Here is an 18,461-nt window from a genome sequence, read left to right on the forward strand (position 1 = left end):
TCCGGCGTGCGACGCAGGCGTCGACACGGTTGCATCAGGACTGCAGACATATCCCGACCAGTTGCGCCACATGGCATTGTCTCCGTGGTTGTCGTTTGAATGGATTGAACGGGTTGACCGGTTTGATCGACGGGCCGCGCGGCCCGCTAGAAAAAGCTCTTGCCTTCGCCGCGATAGGTGGGCGCCTCGCCGACCACGCGGCCGCCTCGGATCAGCAGCAGCGTGTTGAAGCGTTCGCACAGCTCGCCGGCCTTCGCGTGGCGGAACAGGATCGGGTCGCCGATCGCGGGTGCGACGCCGTGCGGCACGCGCAGGGGCGTCTGCACTTCGCCCGCGCCTTCGTTGTCGATCAGCGTGCAACCGGCCGGCAGCCACGGCCGCGGCAGCCGGCTCTTGCCGGCCGGGCCCGACGCGATATAGCCGCCGCCCGAGCAGGTCACGATGCCCGGCTGAGGAATCCGCACGACCGGCAGCGCGAAGCCGGCCGCCGGCTGCGCATGAAACGCCGCGTAGTGATCGAACAGCGCGGGCGCGTAGAGGCCGGAGCCGGCTGCAAGCTCGGTGACCGACGCGTCGCCGAGCGTGCTCTCGATGCTGCCGGTGCCGCCGCCGTTCACGAAGCGCAGCCGGTGGCCCGCCGCCGCGAGCGCCTGCACGGCCGCCTGGCGGCGCGTATTGATCTCGCGTGCCGAGCGGCGTTTCAGGTGACGTACCAGCGCGTTGCGCGCGCCGTTGCCCGGCTCGGTGTCGGCCACGCCGGCGATCTGTCCTTCGTAACCCATCAGCCCGTCGAGCCGCACATGCGGGCGCTCGCCGATGCGGTGCGCGAGTGCGAGCACGCCGGCCGCATCGCGCACCGGCGAGCGGTACATGCCGAAGTACAGGCCCGGATACGCGGACGACATGTCGAGATCGATCGCGAGCGGGATCGTCACGCGTTCGTCGTGGGCGACTCGATCGATCGCGTCGACCTGCGCGGCATCGTCGACCATCAGCGTGATCGAGCGTCCGCGCCGGAGTTGCGCGGCCACCGCGCGCAGGTCGTCGGGCTCGACGGTCGGATACGCGACGACGATGTCGTCGAAGCCGCCGTCCGCGAGCCATGCGGCTTCCGCGGCCGAGTAGCACAGCAGCCCCTGCATGAACGGGCCGGTGGCGAGCACCGCGCCGATCAGTTCGCGCGAGCGCACCGACTTTGTCGCGAGCCGGATCGGCACGCCGCGTGCGCGGCGCTTCAGGTCGGCGAGGTTCGCGTCGAGGCAGTCGAGATTGACGAAGGCGGCAGGCAGCCGGCGGCCCGCGAGCGCGTCGCGATAGGTCGGATAGTCGTGGACGGCGGCGGGTGCGCGATGCGGAAGGTCTGCACGGCTCATGGAACGGGCTCGGCTGGGTGGGGTGGGCGTCGCGCCGACCGTTCGGCGCGTGTCGGAAACCAGCATAGGGCTGGCCAAAATACCGACCAAGCGCTCAGCGGGTCGTTCGACGGGTCTGATCCGGCCATCCGTATCGGCCACGCCGATGCGTGACCGTCGTGCGCCGCGCGGCTGGATCGCTGCTTGCTTGGTGTCGCGACGCACACGGCGCGTACAGGTCCGAACCGCCGCCGTACGGGCGTGGCGCGCGACATCGCGTGCTGGCCCATGCGACGACGAAATGCGTTTCAAACGTTGTGCTGGACGTGGCCGCTGCGAGCAGGTTTAGTGCCCGCGTTCTAGTGCCGCTTTTGACTGCATGCCGGATTCGACCTAGAACCTACTCGCGGATGCACCGGCGAAGAACGGCATGACGTGACGAGGAGGCGACGTGAAGAAGAACAGGGCACTCTGGCGGCGCACGGGCGCGATCGCGGCGATCGGCGTGGCCGTCGTTGCAATCTGGCGATATGAAGCGGCGACACCGGCACAAGCCGCGTCGACCGACACACCGGCCGCGACGGCGAGCGCGCAGCCGGGTGCAGCCGATACGTTCGGCGCCGGCGCGGCGACGCCCGGCCCCGAGGAGCGGCGGCTCGACGTCGATGCGCTGCGCCGCAGCCTTGCAGCGCGCCCCGACGCGGATGCCGAAGTGAAGCGCATCGTCGCGTTCGCACGCTTTCGCGACGAGGTTGCCGCGTATGGGGATCGCCGCAACAGCATGCCGCAAGCCGAGCGCGCCGCACTCGCGCACCGGATTCTCGACGAACTGCCCGACCATGTCGCACGCAACGAGATCGTGCCGGTGCAGGCCGAAGCGCTGAGCGCGGCGCTGCTGACCGATACCGAAGCCGACCCTGCGACACGCAGCGCGGCGATCCGGTCGATGCGCGCGCAATGGGACACCTACTCGCAGCAGACGGTCGGCCCGTCGCCGGCGCAGGACCCGCGCTATCTCTCGTACGAACAGCAGAGCCGCGACGTCGTCCGGCAGGTTCAGGCGAGCATTCCCGATCCCGACCAGCAACAAGCCGTCATCGCGCAGCGCCTGCAGGCGTTGCGGGTCCAGCTGTTCGACGGCGCTTCACCGACCGGCGTGCACTGAGCGCCGAATCCGCGACGCCGGGACGGAGCCCGGCGGCCGCGTCATGTCCATCGACAAGGAGGGGAGATGTCCACAGCACGAAGCCTGCTGCGCGCGGCCGTTGCCGCACTGCTCGGTTGCGCGGCACTGAACGGCCACGCGGCCGATACGACGATGCCGGATCCGTCGATTCCATACTATTCGTGGTACGAAGTGACGTTGCCGGAGAGTACCGGTGCATCGTGCGGGAACGGCACGCCGATGCGCTTCTACATCAATCGCGCGCAGTCGGACAACCTGCTGTACATGATGGAGCCCGGCGGCGCGTGCTGGGACTACGGCACCTGCACGCAGACGTCGACCGGCGCAGAGGCCGGCCTCGGCGGCTTCAATCCGGACGGCATCCCGCACAACTACATGAACGGCACCGCGAACGAGAGCCTGCTGTCGTCGTTCCTGTCGCCGCTGCTCACGCGGATGGATCTCGCGCACATTCTCGTCGGCGAGCCGAAGGTCGAGACGCAGCAGTGGACACAGGTTTTCGTGCCCTATTGCACCGGGGATATCCACATGGGCAGCGCGGTGCGCAACTACACCGCGCCGAGCGGCGACTGGCGGCTGCAGCACTACAGCGGGTTGAAGAACATCCAGGCCGTCGCGCAGTGGCTGACGTCGCACGGCTTCGGCAAGCCGAACCGGCTGCTCGTGTACGGGATGAGCGCGGGCGGCTACGGCACGCTCGCGAACTACGCGACGCTGCGCAACACGCTGCAGCCGCAGGCGCATAGTTCGCTGCTCGACGACGCCGGCACGGTGTTCAACACGCCGTTCGATGCGGACGCGGCCACGCATCCGTCGGTCGGCCTGTACGACCGCGTGCGCACCGAATGGGGGATGACGGGCCCCGACGGGATGATCACCGTGAACAGCCGGCTGACCAGCCATTTCGATCCGGGCAACATGGGGAGCGCGTACGCGGCGCTGTCGGCGACGTATCCGCACGACCGCTTCGGCTTCTCGAGCTACCAGCGCGACAAGATCATCGCCGCGTATCACTATCGCGCGTTCGTGCCGGCCGTGATCGCGGCGCCCGACGACGCGACGAAGGATGCGCTGTCGCTCGCGATGTTCGACCAGGAGCTGGACGGGCTGAAGCAGACGCTGAACCCGCTGCCGAACTTCGGCTACTTCATGCCGTGGGCGCGCAACGACTTCATCGACAACCACCAGGTGACGGCGGTCAGCTTTACCGGGTCGGGGATCCACGAGAACGGAATCGACGCGGATATCGGCACCTTCGTCGACAACCTGCTGAACCAGCAGGACCCGGCCGATACGCCGGTGATGAAGGCGTTCCGCACGCAGCAGTGGTCGGATTTCACGTTCTCGACGTTCCTGGCGTGGATCGACAGCATCTTCAACCTGACCGGCGAAGCGGGGCCGATCTCGGGGCACCGGGCGTGACGTGAAGCAGCGGTTCGCCCGAGCGGGTGACCGCGACTCAGTGCGGCGGCCGGGTGTCGTGGCCGCTCGCCTGCGTCGATACGTGGCCGTGCGTGACGGCGTTACGGCTTCACCACGGCAACCGCCGGCGCACCCGACTCCGTGCTCGCCGCACCGTTCGACCCGTAGGCCGCTTCGGCGCTCTTGCGTTCGGCCAGCCGCTTGGCGGCCAGGCGTTCCTGCGCGGCGACGATGTCGCCCGGATAGTTGTCGCCATCACCGGCGATCGGCTCGTAACCGACCGACTCGAGGTCGAGCAGTTCCTGGCGTACCTGCGCACGCGTGAGCGTCGAGTGCGACGATTGCGCGTACGACGCGGTCGGTGCGGCGAGGAGAGCTGTGGCGGTAGCGGCGACGGTGGCGATGGTGACGATGATGGATTTCACGGTTTCCTCAGACGGTTTCGTTGCGGCTCGGCGCGATTGGGGCTGGCTGAACCGACGAGACAAGTTTAGGAACCCGGATCGGGCGGATAAATGCCGATTCCTGTCCAGCTGTGTTCCTGAATCCGTGAAAGTGGGTGATGCGCGGTGTCCGGGATGGCCGGCTCCGGCTTGTATCGGTGGCGCGGAATGCCGATCGATGAGGGGCGCGCAGCCATACCGTCAGGCTGGCTACGCATTCGATGGTCGGCGGGCAGACGCATGCCCGCCCGGCACGGTCAGTCGTCGAAGCGCGGGAAGGCCTGCTGGCGCTTCATGTCCTTCAGCCATTCCCTGACGTTCGCGGGATCGTCGAACTCGCGCAGCGTCAGGTTCAGGTCGTGGATGCTGCGCTGAGTGCCCGCGATGTCGCGCGTGAGCATGCGCATGATGGTATCGGGCGCGACCTTCACCGACGGCGCAATCCCGTAGGTTCGCCGGAATCCGGTCTCGACGTCCTGGATCTCCTGGTCCAGCTCGCGCAGCTGATCTTCCAGGATGCCGTTGTAGCGCGCGAGCCGATCTTCGCCGAGACCGTTGATCGCGTGCCGGTCGATCTGTTCGATCTCCAGTTGCAGCTCCAGCAGTTGCAGGAGCTTGCCGTTCGCATAAGCGTGGTTGACCCGCTGCATCAGCACGGTCTTGCGTTCCTGTTCCTGCGGATCGGTCTCGCGATCCGGGTGCAGCGCACTCGCCAGCTTCCGATAGACCTCGCGGATCGAGCGGCTCGCTTCGGCCTGCTCGGCTTCGCGTTTCGCCAGCGCGGCCGATTGGCGGGGCGCTTTCTTGCGTTTGGCGCGTTGTGCCTCGCGGGCCGCGTGCTCGGCCATGTCCCGCGCGAACTGTTCGTCCAGTTCGGCCTGCACGCGCGCCATGAGTGCTTCGGGCGACAGCGCGTCGAGATCGTCTTCCGTTGTCGCGCCAGGCGTCGATGCCGACTCCGGTTCCAGCGCCGGCTCCGGCTCGGCTGCCGCGTTGCTGCCGTGATCGGCCGCGCTGTGCCGGGCGTGGATGGCCTTCAACTGCGCATCGTCGCTGAAGTCGAGCAAGTCGCGCGCCATGTTGGCGATCACCCCGGACAGGGTGCGCTGCTCGGCCTTGCTCAAGCCTTTCTGCAGGTACGCGTCGTCGAGCTGATTGAGCAACCGGATCCGCAGCGCGGTCGACGTCTGTTCGAGCGGCAACAGCTCGTCGACGAATTTCTTCTGGAAGGCCGGCATCGCGGCTTCCCACGCGCCGAGACGCTCGCGCCGCTTCTCGATCTGCTGGACGAGCGTATTGAATGCTTTCTGGGCTTTCGACAGGCTGGCTGTCTCGTGGCCGGGCGCGATGGCGACCGCTGTTCCGCGACGTGCGGTCATGATGACTCTCCTTCGGCTGCGGCAGGACGCGCCGCAGCGCGGTATTTTAACCGGCCCGGCGTTTCTCCCGTGCCCGACATGGCGCCGCCGTTACTGAAACAACTGCCCCTGTCCGGAGATCACGCGTTCGAAATCGTCGCGCAGGAACGGCAGGATCGCGTCGGCGACGGGCTGCAGCTGGCGGCTCAGGTAGAACGCGTAGTCGATCGGCGAGCGCATGGTTTCGAGCGGCTCGGGGCCGGCCGTCGTCATCACGTAGCTGATCCAGCCGCCGCGCTGATACTGCAGCGGCCGGCCCTGCGCCTGGTTGAACTCGTCGGCGATCCGCGCCGCGCGCACGTGCGGCGGCACGTTGCGTTCGTACTCGCGCAGCGGCCGGCGCACACGCTTGCGGTAGACGAGCTGGTCGTCGAATTCGCCGGCCAGCGTGCGCCGCACGGTGTCGCGGATGAAATCCTGGTACGGCTCGCGGTTGAACACGCGCCGGTACAACTCGCGCTGGAACTGCTGCGCGAGCGGCGTCCAGTCGGTGCGCACCGTTTCGAGCCCCTTGAACACGAGATCCTCGCCGCCGTCGGCCGCTGCCGCGAGGCCCGCGTAGCGCTTCTTGCTGCCTTCTTCCGCACCGCGCACGGTCGGCATCAGGAAGCGGCGATAGTGCCGCTCGTACTGCAGCTCCAGTGCGCTGTCGAGCCCGAAGTGGTCGCGCAGGTGCGCCTGCCACCAGCGGTTCACGTGCTCGACGAGCGCGCGGCCCTTGGCGCCGGCTTCACCGTCGTCGTGTGCGCGACCGAGCCACACGAACGTCGAATCGGTGTCTCCATAGATCACTTCGTAACCCTGCGCTTCGATCAGCTCGCGCGTGCGGTGCATGATCTCGTGCCCGCGCATCGTGATCGACGACGCGAGGCGCGGGTCGAAGAAGCGGCAGCCCGTCGAGCCGAGCACGCCGTAGAACGAGTTCATGATGATCTTCAGCGCCTGCGACAACGGCGCGTTGCGCTGGCGCTTCGCGTCGTCGCGGCCTTCCCACACGCGGCGCACGATATCGGGCAGGCAGTGCGCGGAACGCGAGAAGCGCGCGCCGAGAAAGCCGGGCACCGATGCGTCGTCGCCGGGATTCGCGAGCCCTTCGATCAGCCCGACCGGATCGATCAGGAACGTGCGGATGATCGACGGATAGAGGCTCTTGTAGTCGAACACGAGCACCGAGTCGTACAGCCCGGGGCGCGAATCCATCACGAAGCCGCCGGGGCTGTTCTGCCCCGTCACGTCGCCGAGGTTCGGCGCGACATAGCCGAGCCGATGCATGCGCGGCAGGTACAGGTGCGTGAAGGCCGCCACCGACCCGCCGGTGCGATCGGCCGCGAGGCCCGTCACGCTCGCGCGTTCGAGCGCGAAGGACAGCAGGTCGGCCTTGTCGAAGATGCGGGTGACGAGCTCGCAGTCCTTCAGGTTGTAGCGCGCAAGCGCCGGCTTGTCGTGATCGAAGCGGCGCTGGATCTCGTCCATCCGCTGGTACGGATTGTCGATCGACTTGCCTTCGCCGAGCAGTGCCTGCGACACGTATTCGAGGCTGAACGACGGGAACGTCCACGTCGCGGATTTCAGCATGTCGATGCCGTCGAGGATCAGCCGGCCGGCCGCGCCCGCGAAGAAGTGGTCGGGCTGCTGGCCGTGCGCGCGCCAGTCGAGCACGCTGCCGCCGCGGCCGAGCTTCAACGGGATGCCGTATTGCTCCGAATGCGCATGCAGGATGCGCAGGTCGAACTGCACGAGGTTCCAGCCGATCACCGCATCGGGATCGTGTTCGTCGAACCATTCGTTGAGCCGCGCGAGCATCGCGGGCCGGCTGTCGCAGTAGTCGAGGCGGAAGTCGCTGGCGCCCGCTTCGTCACTGTCGTCCCCGTTCGGCGGGCCGAGCATGTAGACCTGCCGTTGCCCGCAGCCTTCGAGCGCGATCGAATACAGCTCGCCGTGAACGCTGGTTTCGATGTCGAGCGACACGCAGCGCAGCGCCGGGCGGTAGCCGGTCGCGGTTTTCAGTTCGGTGGCGGTCAGCGTGCCGTCGCGATCGGGCTGCCCGCGAAACTGCACGCACGCCGTGATGAAGCGCTCCATCGCGTAGCGGTCGGGCGGCTGCACGTCGGCTTCGTACACGTCGATGCCGGCCGCCGCGAGGCGTTTCTGCAGCCCGGACAGGTGGCGGTAGCGCTTGCAATAGAGGCCGACGACCGGGCGCTGCCGGAAGTCGCGCAGCGCGAGCGGGCGCAACTCGGCCTCGCGCTCGCCGGCGAGTGCGCGTTCGGCGAGCGCCTGCTGTTCGGCCGGAATGAACGCGACGGCTTCCTGCGGGCGCAACCGCACGCGGCGCGGACCGTGTTCGGTTGCCAGCCAGAACTCGATCTCGATGCCGGATGCGGTGTCCCGCCAGTGGCGGGTGAGGATGAAACCCTGCTCGAACGCCGTCAAAACGCTTGCTCGTTGTGGATGCTCAGGCGGCGGATTTTAGCGCTTGGGCGGGGGCTGTGCAGGTGCCGGCCGCGAGCGTGTCACGACGTCACCGCATCACGACGGCCGCATCAGTACCCGCATGCCCGGCGCGATGGACCGCGTCACCTCGCCGAACCCGGCGAGGTCGACGCGCGCGGACGCTTGCCGGTCGGCCGGAGACAACCGGCTGCGCGGCTGGACGACGATCTCGCGCATCGTGTCGGGGATGCCGTCGAAGACGTCCTTGGTCGTCTTCTCCCAGTTCTTCGCCATCTGCAGCCACGAATGCAGGTACCGGATCCGCGCGACCCCTTTCAGAAAATTGCCGATTTTCGGATGGTTCGGGTCGTAAGACGACCGGAAGAACTGCCCGAGTTCGGTCGCGATCTTGTCGAACCGCAGCGATTCGGCCACGCAGAACACGACAAGCGATTGCGCGAGAAAGCGGTCGTCGGGCCTGAGCATGCGCTTGTCGCCACCCTGTGTGCGCAGCAGGCCGCGAATCGCGCTGTCGAGCGAGAAGCCGCGCTCCGCGTCGTCGCCGCTGGTGGCGGTTGCTTCGAACGGCATCCTGTCGAGGTTGTGCGAGTAGTTTTCGAACGGATGGCCGCCGATCAGCTCGACGTACAGGTCGCGCGTGCGCATGTTCAGCACGAGCGGCGGGCTGACGGTGCTGGGGAGCACGCTGATCGTGAAGGCGGGCGGCAACGCGTTCGAGCAGATCCGATACGACGTGTTGTCGTAGCGAATCAGGTTGGTGTCTTCGGTAACGGCGTCGCGAATGGCGGCGATCTGGGTATCCCAGGTGCGCCCGACACGCAGGATGAAATTCATGGCGATGTCTCCTGATGGCGGACGGGAAGTCCGCACGGCCGGATCGGAAATATGCGGCGGGTACGCGTGGCGTCCTGCCGTCTCTCGGTTGCTTTTCCTGGGTGCTGCAGGTGCTCGCGCCGATGGCGTGGGTGTTCTGTCACCCTTTCCACGAGGGGCCGACAAGGGACACGAGGCGAACGATCATAACAGGGCGTTGGGGGCGGGGATCGCAGTTGGCGGGCGTTGTGAGGGTGCAAACGTCAGGCGATGTGTAGCCGCTCGGCGACACGCCATGCCGTACGCGTGGTATCGGCAGGCCGCAGCAGCCAGCGGCGCGCGATGACCTTGTGGCGCTTCTGCGTAACGTATTCGTCGACGGCGAGTTCGAGCGCGTCGTCGTCGACGCAGACGAGTGTCGCGGTCGCGCCGGATCCATCCGCGAATTCGATGACGGCGGGATGCGGCGTCGCATTGCGCGGCGCGTCATTGCCAAGCGTCACTGTGCAGCCGGGATACAGGTGCGAATGGGTTGTGCGGAGCAGCAGGGTGGAATTACGAAAGCCATTCATAATGATGAATGAATAATTACAGTTTTCAATTATTTGAATTCCACCCGATTGACGTCACAGAATCGTCATTCGTAGAATCGCCAGTCAACAACAACATAATTCTGAGAGAGGCGCTATGGATGCGCACAGCATGATCGGGACAATCACGGGAGGGCTGGTTCAGCAGGAACGATTACTCAAGCTCGATACACCGCTTGGCAGTAACGTTTTGATCCCGCACCGGGTGTTTGGGCAGTCCCGCATCGGTCGAGATTACCTGTTCATGATCGACTGCGTGTCGACGTCGAACGATGTCCAGCTCAAGACACTGATTTCGCAGCCGATCACGCTGTGGATCCAGCAAACCGACAAGACCTATCTTCCTCACCACGGCTACGTTCATACCGCGAGAAAACTCGGCGTTGACGGTGGCCTCGCGTGTTACCAGCTGAGTTTCTCGTCGTGGCTGCATTTTCTGAAATTCCGCCGCGACCAGCGTCACTGGCAAGACAAAAGCGTCGACGCGATCATTGCCGATGTATTCAACGATCATCCGCAGGCGCGCGGGATGTATCGCTTTGAATTGTCGCAACCGCTGCCTTCGCGTTCCTACTGCCGTCAGGACGAAACCGACTGGAATTTTGTGCACCGGCTTCTCGAATCCGAGGGCCTGTACGGCATCTGGAAACAGGCGCAGGACGGAAAATCCCATACGCTGGTGATTACCGATCGTCTTCAGACGCTCGAGCCGCTTGCGCCGGCAACGGTCGAATTTTCCCGCGCGAGCGTTCATGGTGAAGTGGACGCTTTTACGCAGTGGGCCGGAACCCGGACGCTGCAGTCCGTCCTGCTGTCGACGCGAACGTTCGACTACAAGAATCCGGCCACGCCCGCCAATCCGAAGGCGACGTCGGTTCCCACGATGGCCAATCAGGGCGATCTCCCGTCGCAGGCCGAGGTGTATGAATACACGGGCGCCTATACGTACCCCGAACAGGAGCGCGGCGACCATCTCAGCAAGATCCGCATGGAGGAATGGGAGTCGCAGGCGAAGCGCTACGACGGTGTCGGCGGGGTGCGCCGCATCGATGCGGGGCGGCGATTCACACTGACCGGACATCCCGAGCATGACCAGGACGCGGCTGACCATCGGGAATTCGCGGTGATCGAGGTCGAGTGGATCATCGTCAACAACGTGCCTCTTTCGGGACACGAAGCAAATTACCCGCACAGCCTCTATCAGGCCGTGAAGCAGGCCGATGCGGATGACACGGACAAGGTGTTCGCCGTGTCGCATGCCGACGGCTCGACGGGTTTCTATCGGGTTGCCATCGAAGCGCAGCGCACGTCGGTCCCGTATCACAGCCCCCTCGAACACCGGAAACCCGAAGCAAAACTCGAATCGGCGATCGTTGCCGGTCCGAAGGGGGAGCAGGCGTATACCGACGACCTGAACCGGATCAAGGTGCTGTTCATCTGGGACCGGCATAACGAAGGCGACGAGCGCGCTTCGTGCTGGGTGCGTGTCGCGCAATCCGATACCGGCGACGGGTACGGCGGCGTTCACATGCCGCGTGCGGGTGAGGAACTGCTGATCGGCCATATCGGGAACGACATCGATCGCCCGATTGCGCTACACCGGGTGTACAACGGGGGCGCGAAGCCGCGATGGCATTCGAATGCCCTGCTGTCGGGTTACCGGTCCCAGGAGTTCTCGGGGAGCGGTTACAACCAGATGGTGATGGACGATTCGACGGGCCAGAACCGCGTGCACCTGTACAGCAGCAGCACGAACGCGGCGCTGCATCTCGGCTACCTGATCGACCAGAGCGACAACACGCGCGGCAGTTATCTGGGCAAAGGCTTCGATCTGAGTTCGGACGCCTACGGTGCGCTGCGGGCGGGGCGAGGGCTGTTCGTCACGACGCACCCGGTCGCCAGTCAGCCGCTCGATACCACGCTGGCGACGCGTCAATTGAACGGCTCGGCGAATATCCTCGATGGCCTGTCGCAGGCAAGCGAAACGTCGAAGGCGGAAAGCCTGAAGGAGGGCCACGACACCTTCAAGGCTTTTGCGGATGCGGCGCAGCACAACGAGTCGGGCGCGACGGGCGGTGGCGGAGTGACGGCCGGTGGCGGGACGGGCGATGCCGGCGCGTTCAAGCAGCCCGTGATCCTGGTTGCCGCGCCTGCAGGCATCGGCCTGTCGACGCAGAAGTCGACGCACGTTGCAGCCGATCAGCACGTCAATATCGTCAGCGGGCAAAGCACGCACGTTGCGACCGGCAAGTCGCTCGTTGCCAGCATTACGGAGAAACTGAGCCTGTTCGTGCAGAACGCCGGGATGAAGCTGTTTGCGGCGAAGGGGAAGATCGAGGTTCAGACTCACGCGGACAATGTCGAAGTGACGGCGCAGAAGTCGCTGTTGCTGGCGTCCGTGACCGAGAAGGTCCAGGCATCGGCACAGCAGGAAATCCTGCTGACGTCGGGCGGCGCGTACATCCGGCTCAAAGGCGGCGACATCGAGATTCACGCGCCCGGCAAGATCGACGTCAAGGGGGCGCAGCATGCGTTCAGCGGTCCGACGAGCATGGATGTGACCAATCCCGCGTTCAAGGATCTGCCGACGCGACGGCTGATGCTGAATACGATGGCGTCGCCGTCCGCCACCGGTGTCGTTCCGGTGGGCATGCCGTACAAGCTTTATGCGGACGGGGCGCTGGTCAAGCAGGGCGTGTTCGACAAGACGGGGCAGTTGCCGATCGATCACCAGGTCACCACGCAGAAGTACACGCTGGAGATGGCGAACGGCGTGAAGCACGAGATTCCGGTGCCGGGGGAGTATCGGGATGCGGCGAATGGCGCGCTCGCCAATCAGGGGTTTCAGTTCCTTGAAAGTTCGCCTGACGACGAAGTCGCTCCCGATCGGGCCGTCCACCGACAACAGTACAACGATCTGCTCAACCCTTCTTCGGACGCATAGCTCATGGCAATGCCGAACAATACCTTCACTACGCCGCTGGCTCTGAATCACACGTCGAACGCGACGGCGACGTTGCCATGGTTTCTGCAATTTACCGAATACGCGGCGAAGCAAGCGACATTCAGACCCTTGGTAAACGGTAAGGAGGCATTTGAGACGCTTTATGATGTGCTCATGAAAGCACAGCACACCATCGACATCATTTGCTGGGGGTTTCAGCCGTCCATGTATTTCAAGCGCGACGGTAAATCACTTCGGATCGGAGAACTGCTCGAGCAGAAAGGGCAGAAAGGCGTCAAGATCCGATTGCTGTGTTGGCGGGACCCGTTGTACCTCACCGAATTGAGTGAGAACAACATGCCGGGCTACGATGTGGTGACCGGGTTGAAGCAACATATCTCTGACGACACCTATCGCCGGAGCACGATGTTGTCCCGTGACTATCAAACTGATGAAGAAAGAAAATTCGACGCGGAATGGTATTGGCGCGCTGACCTGAATAATGTAACAAGCGTTTCACTACTGTCGCCCGTGTCACCCCTGAAGCCCATGGCGAAACTGGCCTATGAAAAAGCACGTGCGCTGTACTACAAAGACCACGCGCTAAAGAATATCGACTTCGCCACTCGGGGTTTCAGTCCCACCAATCGGGCGGAGATTGCATGGCGTACTTTCTGGCATGGGAAAGACAAGGGCCGTGACCTCGAGACGAAGGCGATGAACAGTGTTGGCATGGGTGCCGGAATTCCGACACACCATCAAAAGATGGTGCTTGTCGATTATGAGGACCCGGAGAATGCCGTCGGCTTCGTGATGGGGCATAACATGCTCGATCAGTACTGGGATACGGATGATCACAGTTACAAGCCAAAGACGCCTTCGACCGGGCGAAATGGTCCAAGCCCGTGGCAGGACATCTCCAGCTATGTGACCGGCCCAGTATTGCAGCATCTTAATGCGAACTTCTGCCAGGCATGGGACGATGCCACCGGCCAAGGCCTTGGCAAGGCACGGGACGGTCTTAAGGATCGCCTCAAGGTTCGATACGCTCCAGGCGGTGATACGCCGATGATGGCCCAGATCGTGCGCACACAGTCCCAGAAGGGGCGACGCGACATCGAGAAGCTTTATCTGCAAGCGGTGAACAACGCAACGCAGCACATCTTTATCCAGAATCAATATTTCCGATGGCCGCCGCTTGCGAATGCAATCCAAGAGATCGCTGGCAAGCATGTCCATTGGGGACGCAACGTCACCAAGAATGGCCCGCTGTATCTGTTTGCCATCACGAATTCAGGTGAAGAGGCAGTCGGAAACGGGACCGTCAATACTTACCGGATGCTGAACGCGTTGGGGAAGGCGCAGAGCATTCCGGGTGTCGCGACGTTGGAGCAAGAGGACGCTCGCCAGGTCGATTTGAAGAGTCAGATGGCGGCGGTTGTGGATCAGCAGTCGCAGGCAAACCAGGCGTTGCTTGGGGCGTTCGAAGTGCAAGGCGTCGTCGACTCGCCCGACTCGGCAAAGCGGGTTGCCGATGCGAAGGCGAGAATCGAACAATTGAAACAGCAACGGGAATCGATTGCATCGCAAATGAAGAGTGCACCGCAGCCTGTTCTCAACAAGGAATACGAGGGCCTCAAGGTTCATGTCTGTACGCTCGTGGCTCCGGATTCCCCGCCGGGCAACTGGGTGCCCGTCTATGTTCATGCAAAATTGATGACGATCGACGATGTGTTTACGACACTGGGTTCGGCAAACATCAACACACGTAGCATGGAAGCGGATAGCGAACTCAATATTTGTCACGAGAATGGTGACGTGACCAAGAGGCTACGCCAGCAGTTGTGGAGCCTGCATACAAATAAGGAGGGTGCACAGGATGATCCGGAGAAGGCGTACATTCAATGGGAAATAATGATAAAGAATAACGATAGCTTAAAGAATGACGGAGGAAAATCGCCATGTGCTTCGATTGTTCGTTTCATGCGCACGTCAGACAAACGCACCTACATAGACTGAAAGATGAGAAAGTCACTTGTGATTTATGCGGTCGTGTTGTTGGTGTGCGCTTGCACCCATAAGGAAGACTCAGTGGAATCGAACCTACCCGATATGTCGGCCGTGCGGGCCAATCTCGCATTCACATGCGCCCATGAGGTCAAGCACCTTCCGCCACTGGATCCGCAGGCTGATCGGTTGTTTCAATACGGTCGATATTTGCAGAAAATAGATGGGCCAAAGGATTTCAATGAAATTGCTCGATACTATCGGATAGCTGCAGCGTATGGTCACTACAAGGCCAACAACAATGCGCAGAAGCTGATTTCGCAAGGGTTGGCCAATTCACCGGATGGAGCAAAAGAGACCGTCGGATTGGCAAAAAAATTGATCGACGATGGTGTTCCTGGCGGCTATTACGACATCGGGCACTATCTCGAAGTCGGATACGGATTGAAGCAGGATGCCGAGATGGCTTTGCGGTATTTCAGGAAGGCGGCCGACATGGGAAGTCCTGAGGCACAAGCCTACGTCGCCGAGCAGCTTGCACCACATGATCGGGCTCCCGATATCGCTCGGCAGATGTTGAAATGTGCAATGGACCAAGGATATGGGAGTGCTGCGGGGACGTTAGGAATAGATCAGAAGAATAATGAAAATCAGAATGAGGCCGTTAAGACATTTCAATCTGGCACTCGAGCGGGGGACGCTATGTCCGCCGCAATTTTGAGTAATGGTTTTAAAGGTCCGCCGCCATCCGATCGTCTAAATTATCTCGGCCTCGAGAACGATCCCGAGCGAACCAAGCGCTACGAAGCAATCTGGAAATTTCTGACCGACAACGAAACCAGGAATCCCAAGGTTCCCGACCTCGACAAGATCGTTCCGCTGCCACCCGCAAAGCTTCCGCCATGGGACGGCACGTTCCAGTGGCAAAAGGAGCAGGATGTCGCCACTCCGCCGCAGAAGCCCTCGGACGAATTCATCAACGAGATGGCGAAAGCCAAGCACCTTGATCCCGCGACGGGGTTGCCGCTTCCGGGATCGGTAGACAAGACGTCACAGGTCGAGCAACCTGAAAACGTCGCATCCCGCGTGCCGTTGGGTACGGTCGCACACACTGGCCAACCTTGTCCGGAAGACGGCGTATGGTGCGCGAAACTTGTTACCGGCCAGGTTGGCGACACGCAGCGTCGATTTCTCAAGGGAGACGCGTTGCCGTCCGTCGTCGTGCATGAACCGAGAAAGCTGGCGGTACTCGACAGCATGATGGGTACGCGCCAGCACGTCGAACAAGTTGCATGGGAACTCGTTGCGTACCTTGATCAGGCTTGATCGACTCATTCAACAATGCTGCGTGGCCAATCGCTCGCGCGATGACGGCCACGCAAGCAAGCTCGATTGATCATGCGTAGAACGCCTGTTGTCCTGCTCGTTACGTGTCTGCTCACAGGTTGCTCGAAGAGCGAAAAGGCGATGAATTTGCCGCCTGATGCGGGTGCTGTGCGTCAGAACCTTGCCTTCACTTGCGTGCATGAAGCGGATCATTTGCCACCTCTCGATCCGCAGGCCGATAACCTGTTCCGTTACGCACGGTATCTGGAAAAAAAAGATGGTCCCAAGGACTTCAACGATATAGCCCGCTACTACCGGATCGCCGCGGCGCACGACCACTACAGAGCGAACCAAAACCTGCAATCGCTCATTTCGCAAGGATTGGCGGATTCGCCGGATGCTGGGACCGAGGTCGTCGACCTTGGCATGAAACTGGTCAAGCAAGGAATCCCGGGCGGTTACTACGATATCGGGCACTATCTTGAGACTGGCTATGGCTTGAAGCAGGATGCGGAAGGTGCACTGCAGAATTTCCGCAAAGCGGCCGATTTGGGTAATCCGGAAGCGCAGTTCCATCTAGGCGACCTGCTGCTGCCCAATGACAAAGCGCCTGATATTGCGAGGCAAATGCTGGCGTGTGCGGCCCATCAGGGATTCGGCCAGGCGGCAAACTTGCTGGGTGTCGATCAAAAGACCGGCGGGCTTTACCTGGACGCTGTGACGACTTTCCAGAAAGGGGTGAGTGCAGGCGATGCCATGTCGGCGTCGTTCCTGCGAGACGGATTCAAGGGGCCGCCGAAGTCGAATCAACTTGACTATCTTGAATTGCAGAGCGATCCGGAGCGTTCGCGACGCTACGATTTGATTGGCAAGTTTCTCAACGCCAACGATGGTCGCAACCCCAAGGTTCCCGACCTCGACAAAATCGTTCCGCTGCCACCCGCGAAGCTGCCCCCATGGGATGGCACGTTCCAGTGGCAAAAGGAGCAGGATGCCGCCACTCCGCCGCAGAAGCCCTCGGACGAATTCGTCAACGAGATGGCGAAAGCCAAGCACCTCGATCCCGCGACGGGGCTACCGCTTCCGGGATCGACGGACAAGACCTCACTGACCGATCAACCGGAGAGCGTCGCATCCCGCCTGCCGTTGGGGACGGTTGCACACATCGGCGAACCTGCCAGGAAGACGGCGTATGGTGCGCGAAACTCGGAACGGCTCAGATTGCCGATACACAGCGCCGGTTTCTCAAGGGCGACGTATTGCCGTCCATCGTCGTGTATGAATCGAGAAAATTGGTGGTACTCGACAGCATGATGGGAACACGTCAACGCGTCGAACGGGTTTCGTGGGAACTTGTGGCATACCTTGATCAGGCTTGATCGACTCATTCACCAACGCTGCGTGGCCAATCGCTCGAGCGATTGAAGTCACGCGAAACAGGCTAGATCAGTCATGCGTAGAACGCGTATCGTCCTCCTGATTTCGTGTCTGCTGGCAGCTTGCTCGAAGAGCGAAAATGCCGCGAATCCGTTACCTGATGTGAGCGCGGTACGTCTGAATCTAGCCTTCACCTGCGTGCACGAGGTCGATCATCTGCCCCCTGTCGATCCGGAGGCGGATAAATTGTTTCAATACGGCCGGTATCTTGAGAAGAAAGACGGGCAGAAAGATTTCAACGACGTCGCTCGCTACTACCGGATTGCAGCAGCGCTCGGGCATTACAAGGCCAATCACAATCTACAAATTCTGATTTCGTCCGGGGCTGCGTCGTCACCTGACGCGGGGAAGGAGAGTGTGGACCTTGCAGAGCAGTTGATCGCGGCGGGTGTCGCTAGCGGCTATTACGATATTGGCCACTACCTGCTGAACGGCTATGGCCTCCAGCATGATGAAGACGCCGCACGCCGGTACATTCGTAAAGCGGCTGATCTGGGCAACGCCGATGCTCAATATTACGTTGCGAACTTGCTTGATCCGGCCGATGCTGCGCCCGACATCGCTCGCCAGATGTTTCAATGTGCAGCGGAGCAGGGTCATGCCGAGGCGGCGAACTACCTTGGCGTGAGCTTGCAGACCGACAAAGAATTCAGTGGTGCTGCCAAGGCATTTCAAATGAGCGTCGCGGCAGGAAGCAGTCAATCGGCACTTATACTTGAGAGCGCGTTTGATGCAAATGGTGGGAACGACCCCGTAAGCAATCTTGACGTTCACGCCGATCCTGAGCGTGTTCACCGATACAACGTTATCGGAAAATTTCTTCGAGCCAATGACGGCCGTAATCCCAAGGTCTCCGACTTGGACAAGATCGTTCCATTGCCGCCTGCAAAGCTCCCGGCGTGGAACGGCACATTCCAATGGCAAAAGGATCAAGACGCCGCCACACCGCCCCCGAAGCCCTCGGACGAACTCATCAACGAATTGGCAAAAGCCAGGCATCTCGACCCCGCGACGGGACTACCGCTTCCCGGAAGCCCGGCACCGCACGGCTGATTACCTCATCGACCCC

13 protein-coding genes are annotated in these 18,461 nt (G+C 62.4%); 7 read left to right on the forward strand and 6 right to left on the reverse strand.

From position 1 onward, the window contains the following. Positions 1-146: 146 nt before the first annotated feature. Positions 147-1,373, reverse strand: a complete 1,227-nt coding sequence (locus tag G3O00_RS12170) for an amino acid deaminase/aldolase (RefSeq protein ID WP_206143066.1) — start codon at positions 1,371-1,373, stop codon at positions 147-149. A gap of 430 nt (positions 1,374-1,803) precedes the next feature. Between G3O00_RS12170 and plcR the strand changes: the two genes are divergently transcribed. Next, positions 1,804-2,517 (forward strand): phospholipase C accessory protein PlcR, encoded by a 714-nt coding sequence (plcR, locus tag G3O00_RS12175; protein WP_206143067.1) that lies wholly within the window; start codon positions 1,804-1,806, stop codon positions 2,515-2,517. A 66-nt stretch (positions 2,518-2,583) separates the two neighbouring features. Continuing rightward, entirely contained in the window at positions 2,584-3,960 is a 1,377-nt protein-coding gene (locus tag G3O00_RS12180; RefSeq protein WP_206143068.1) for a pectin acetylesterase-family hydrolase, read from the forward strand. A 101-nt stretch (positions 3,961-4,061) separates the two neighbouring features. Here G3O00_RS12180 and G3O00_RS12185 read toward each other — a convergent pair whose 3' ends face one another. From G3O00_RS12185 to G3O00_RS12205, 5 genes are all read right to left on the reverse strand, one after another. Then, positions 4,062-4,385, reverse strand: a complete 324-nt coding sequence (locus G3O00_RS12185) for a DUF4148 domain-containing protein (RefSeq protein ID WP_206143069.1) — start codon at positions 4,383-4,385, stop codon at positions 4,062-4,064. Positions 4,386-4,660: 275 nt separating this feature from the next. Next, positions 4,661-5,782 (reverse strand): J domain-containing protein, encoded by a 1,122-nt coding sequence (locus tag G3O00_RS12190; protein WP_206143070.1) that lies wholly within the window; start codon positions 5,780-5,782, stop codon positions 4,661-4,663. A gap of 90 nt (positions 5,783-5,872) precedes the next feature. After that, a complete protein-coding gene (locus G3O00_RS12195; RefSeq protein WP_206143071.1) occupies positions 5,873-8,254 on the reverse strand; it encodes a DNA polymerase II in 2,382 nt (793 codons plus the stop codon). Positions 8,255-8,350: 96 nt separating this feature from the next. After that, the gene (locus tag G3O00_RS12200) at positions 8,351-9,109 is read right to left on the reverse strand and encodes a hypothetical protein (protein WP_174929863.1); all 759 of its coding nucleotides are present in this window, start codon (positions 9,107-9,109) and stop codon (positions 8,351-8,353) included. A 242-nt stretch (positions 9,110-9,351) separates the two neighbouring features. Further along, on the reverse strand, positions 9,352-9,591 hold the full coding sequence (locus G3O00_RS12205) for a hypothetical protein (protein WP_278648012.1): 240 nt from the start codon (positions 9,589-9,591) through the stop codon (positions 9,352-9,354). A gap of 184 nt (positions 9,592-9,775) precedes the next feature. Here G3O00_RS12205 and G3O00_RS12210 point away from each other — a divergent pair, with 184 nt between their 5' ends. From G3O00_RS12210 to G3O00_RS12230, 5 genes are all read left to right on the forward strand, one after another. After that, complete coding sequence (locus G3O00_RS12210; protein ID WP_206143073.1) at positions 9,776-12,622, forward strand: type VI secretion system Vgr family protein; 2,847 nt, start codon at positions 9,776-9,778, stop codon at positions 12,620-12,622. Between the two features lie 3 nt (positions 12,623-12,625). Next, on the forward strand, positions 12,626-14,641 hold the full coding sequence (locus G3O00_RS12215) for a phosphatidylserine/phosphatidylglycerophosphate/cardiolipin synthase family protein (protein ID WP_206143074.1): 2,016 nt from the start codon (positions 12,626-12,628) through the stop codon (positions 14,639-14,641). 3 nt (positions 14,642-14,644) lie between these two features. After that, positions 14,645-15,955, forward strand: coding sequence for a sel1 repeat family protein (locus tag G3O00_RS12220; protein ID WP_174929867.1), 1,311 nt, complete (start codon positions 14,645-14,647; stop codon positions 15,953-15,955). A gap of 141 nt (positions 15,956-16,096) precedes the next feature. Next, positions 16,097-17,269, forward strand: coding sequence for a sel1 repeat family protein (locus G3O00_RS12225; protein ID WP_346778967.1), 1,173 nt, complete (start codon positions 16,097-16,099; stop codon positions 17,267-17,269). A gap of 138 nt (positions 17,270-17,407) precedes the next feature. Next, entirely contained in the window at positions 17,408-18,445 is a 1,038-nt protein-coding gene (locus tag G3O00_RS12230; RefSeq protein ID WP_206143075.1) for a sel1 repeat family protein, read from the forward strand. The last annotated feature ends 16 nt before the right edge of the window (positions 18,446-18,461 follow it).

Source organism: Burkholderia sp. Ac-20384 (genome assembly GCF_017104605.1).
GTDB lineage: Bacteria > Pseudomonadota > Gammaproteobacteria > Burkholderiales > Burkholderiaceae > Burkholderia > Burkholderia lata.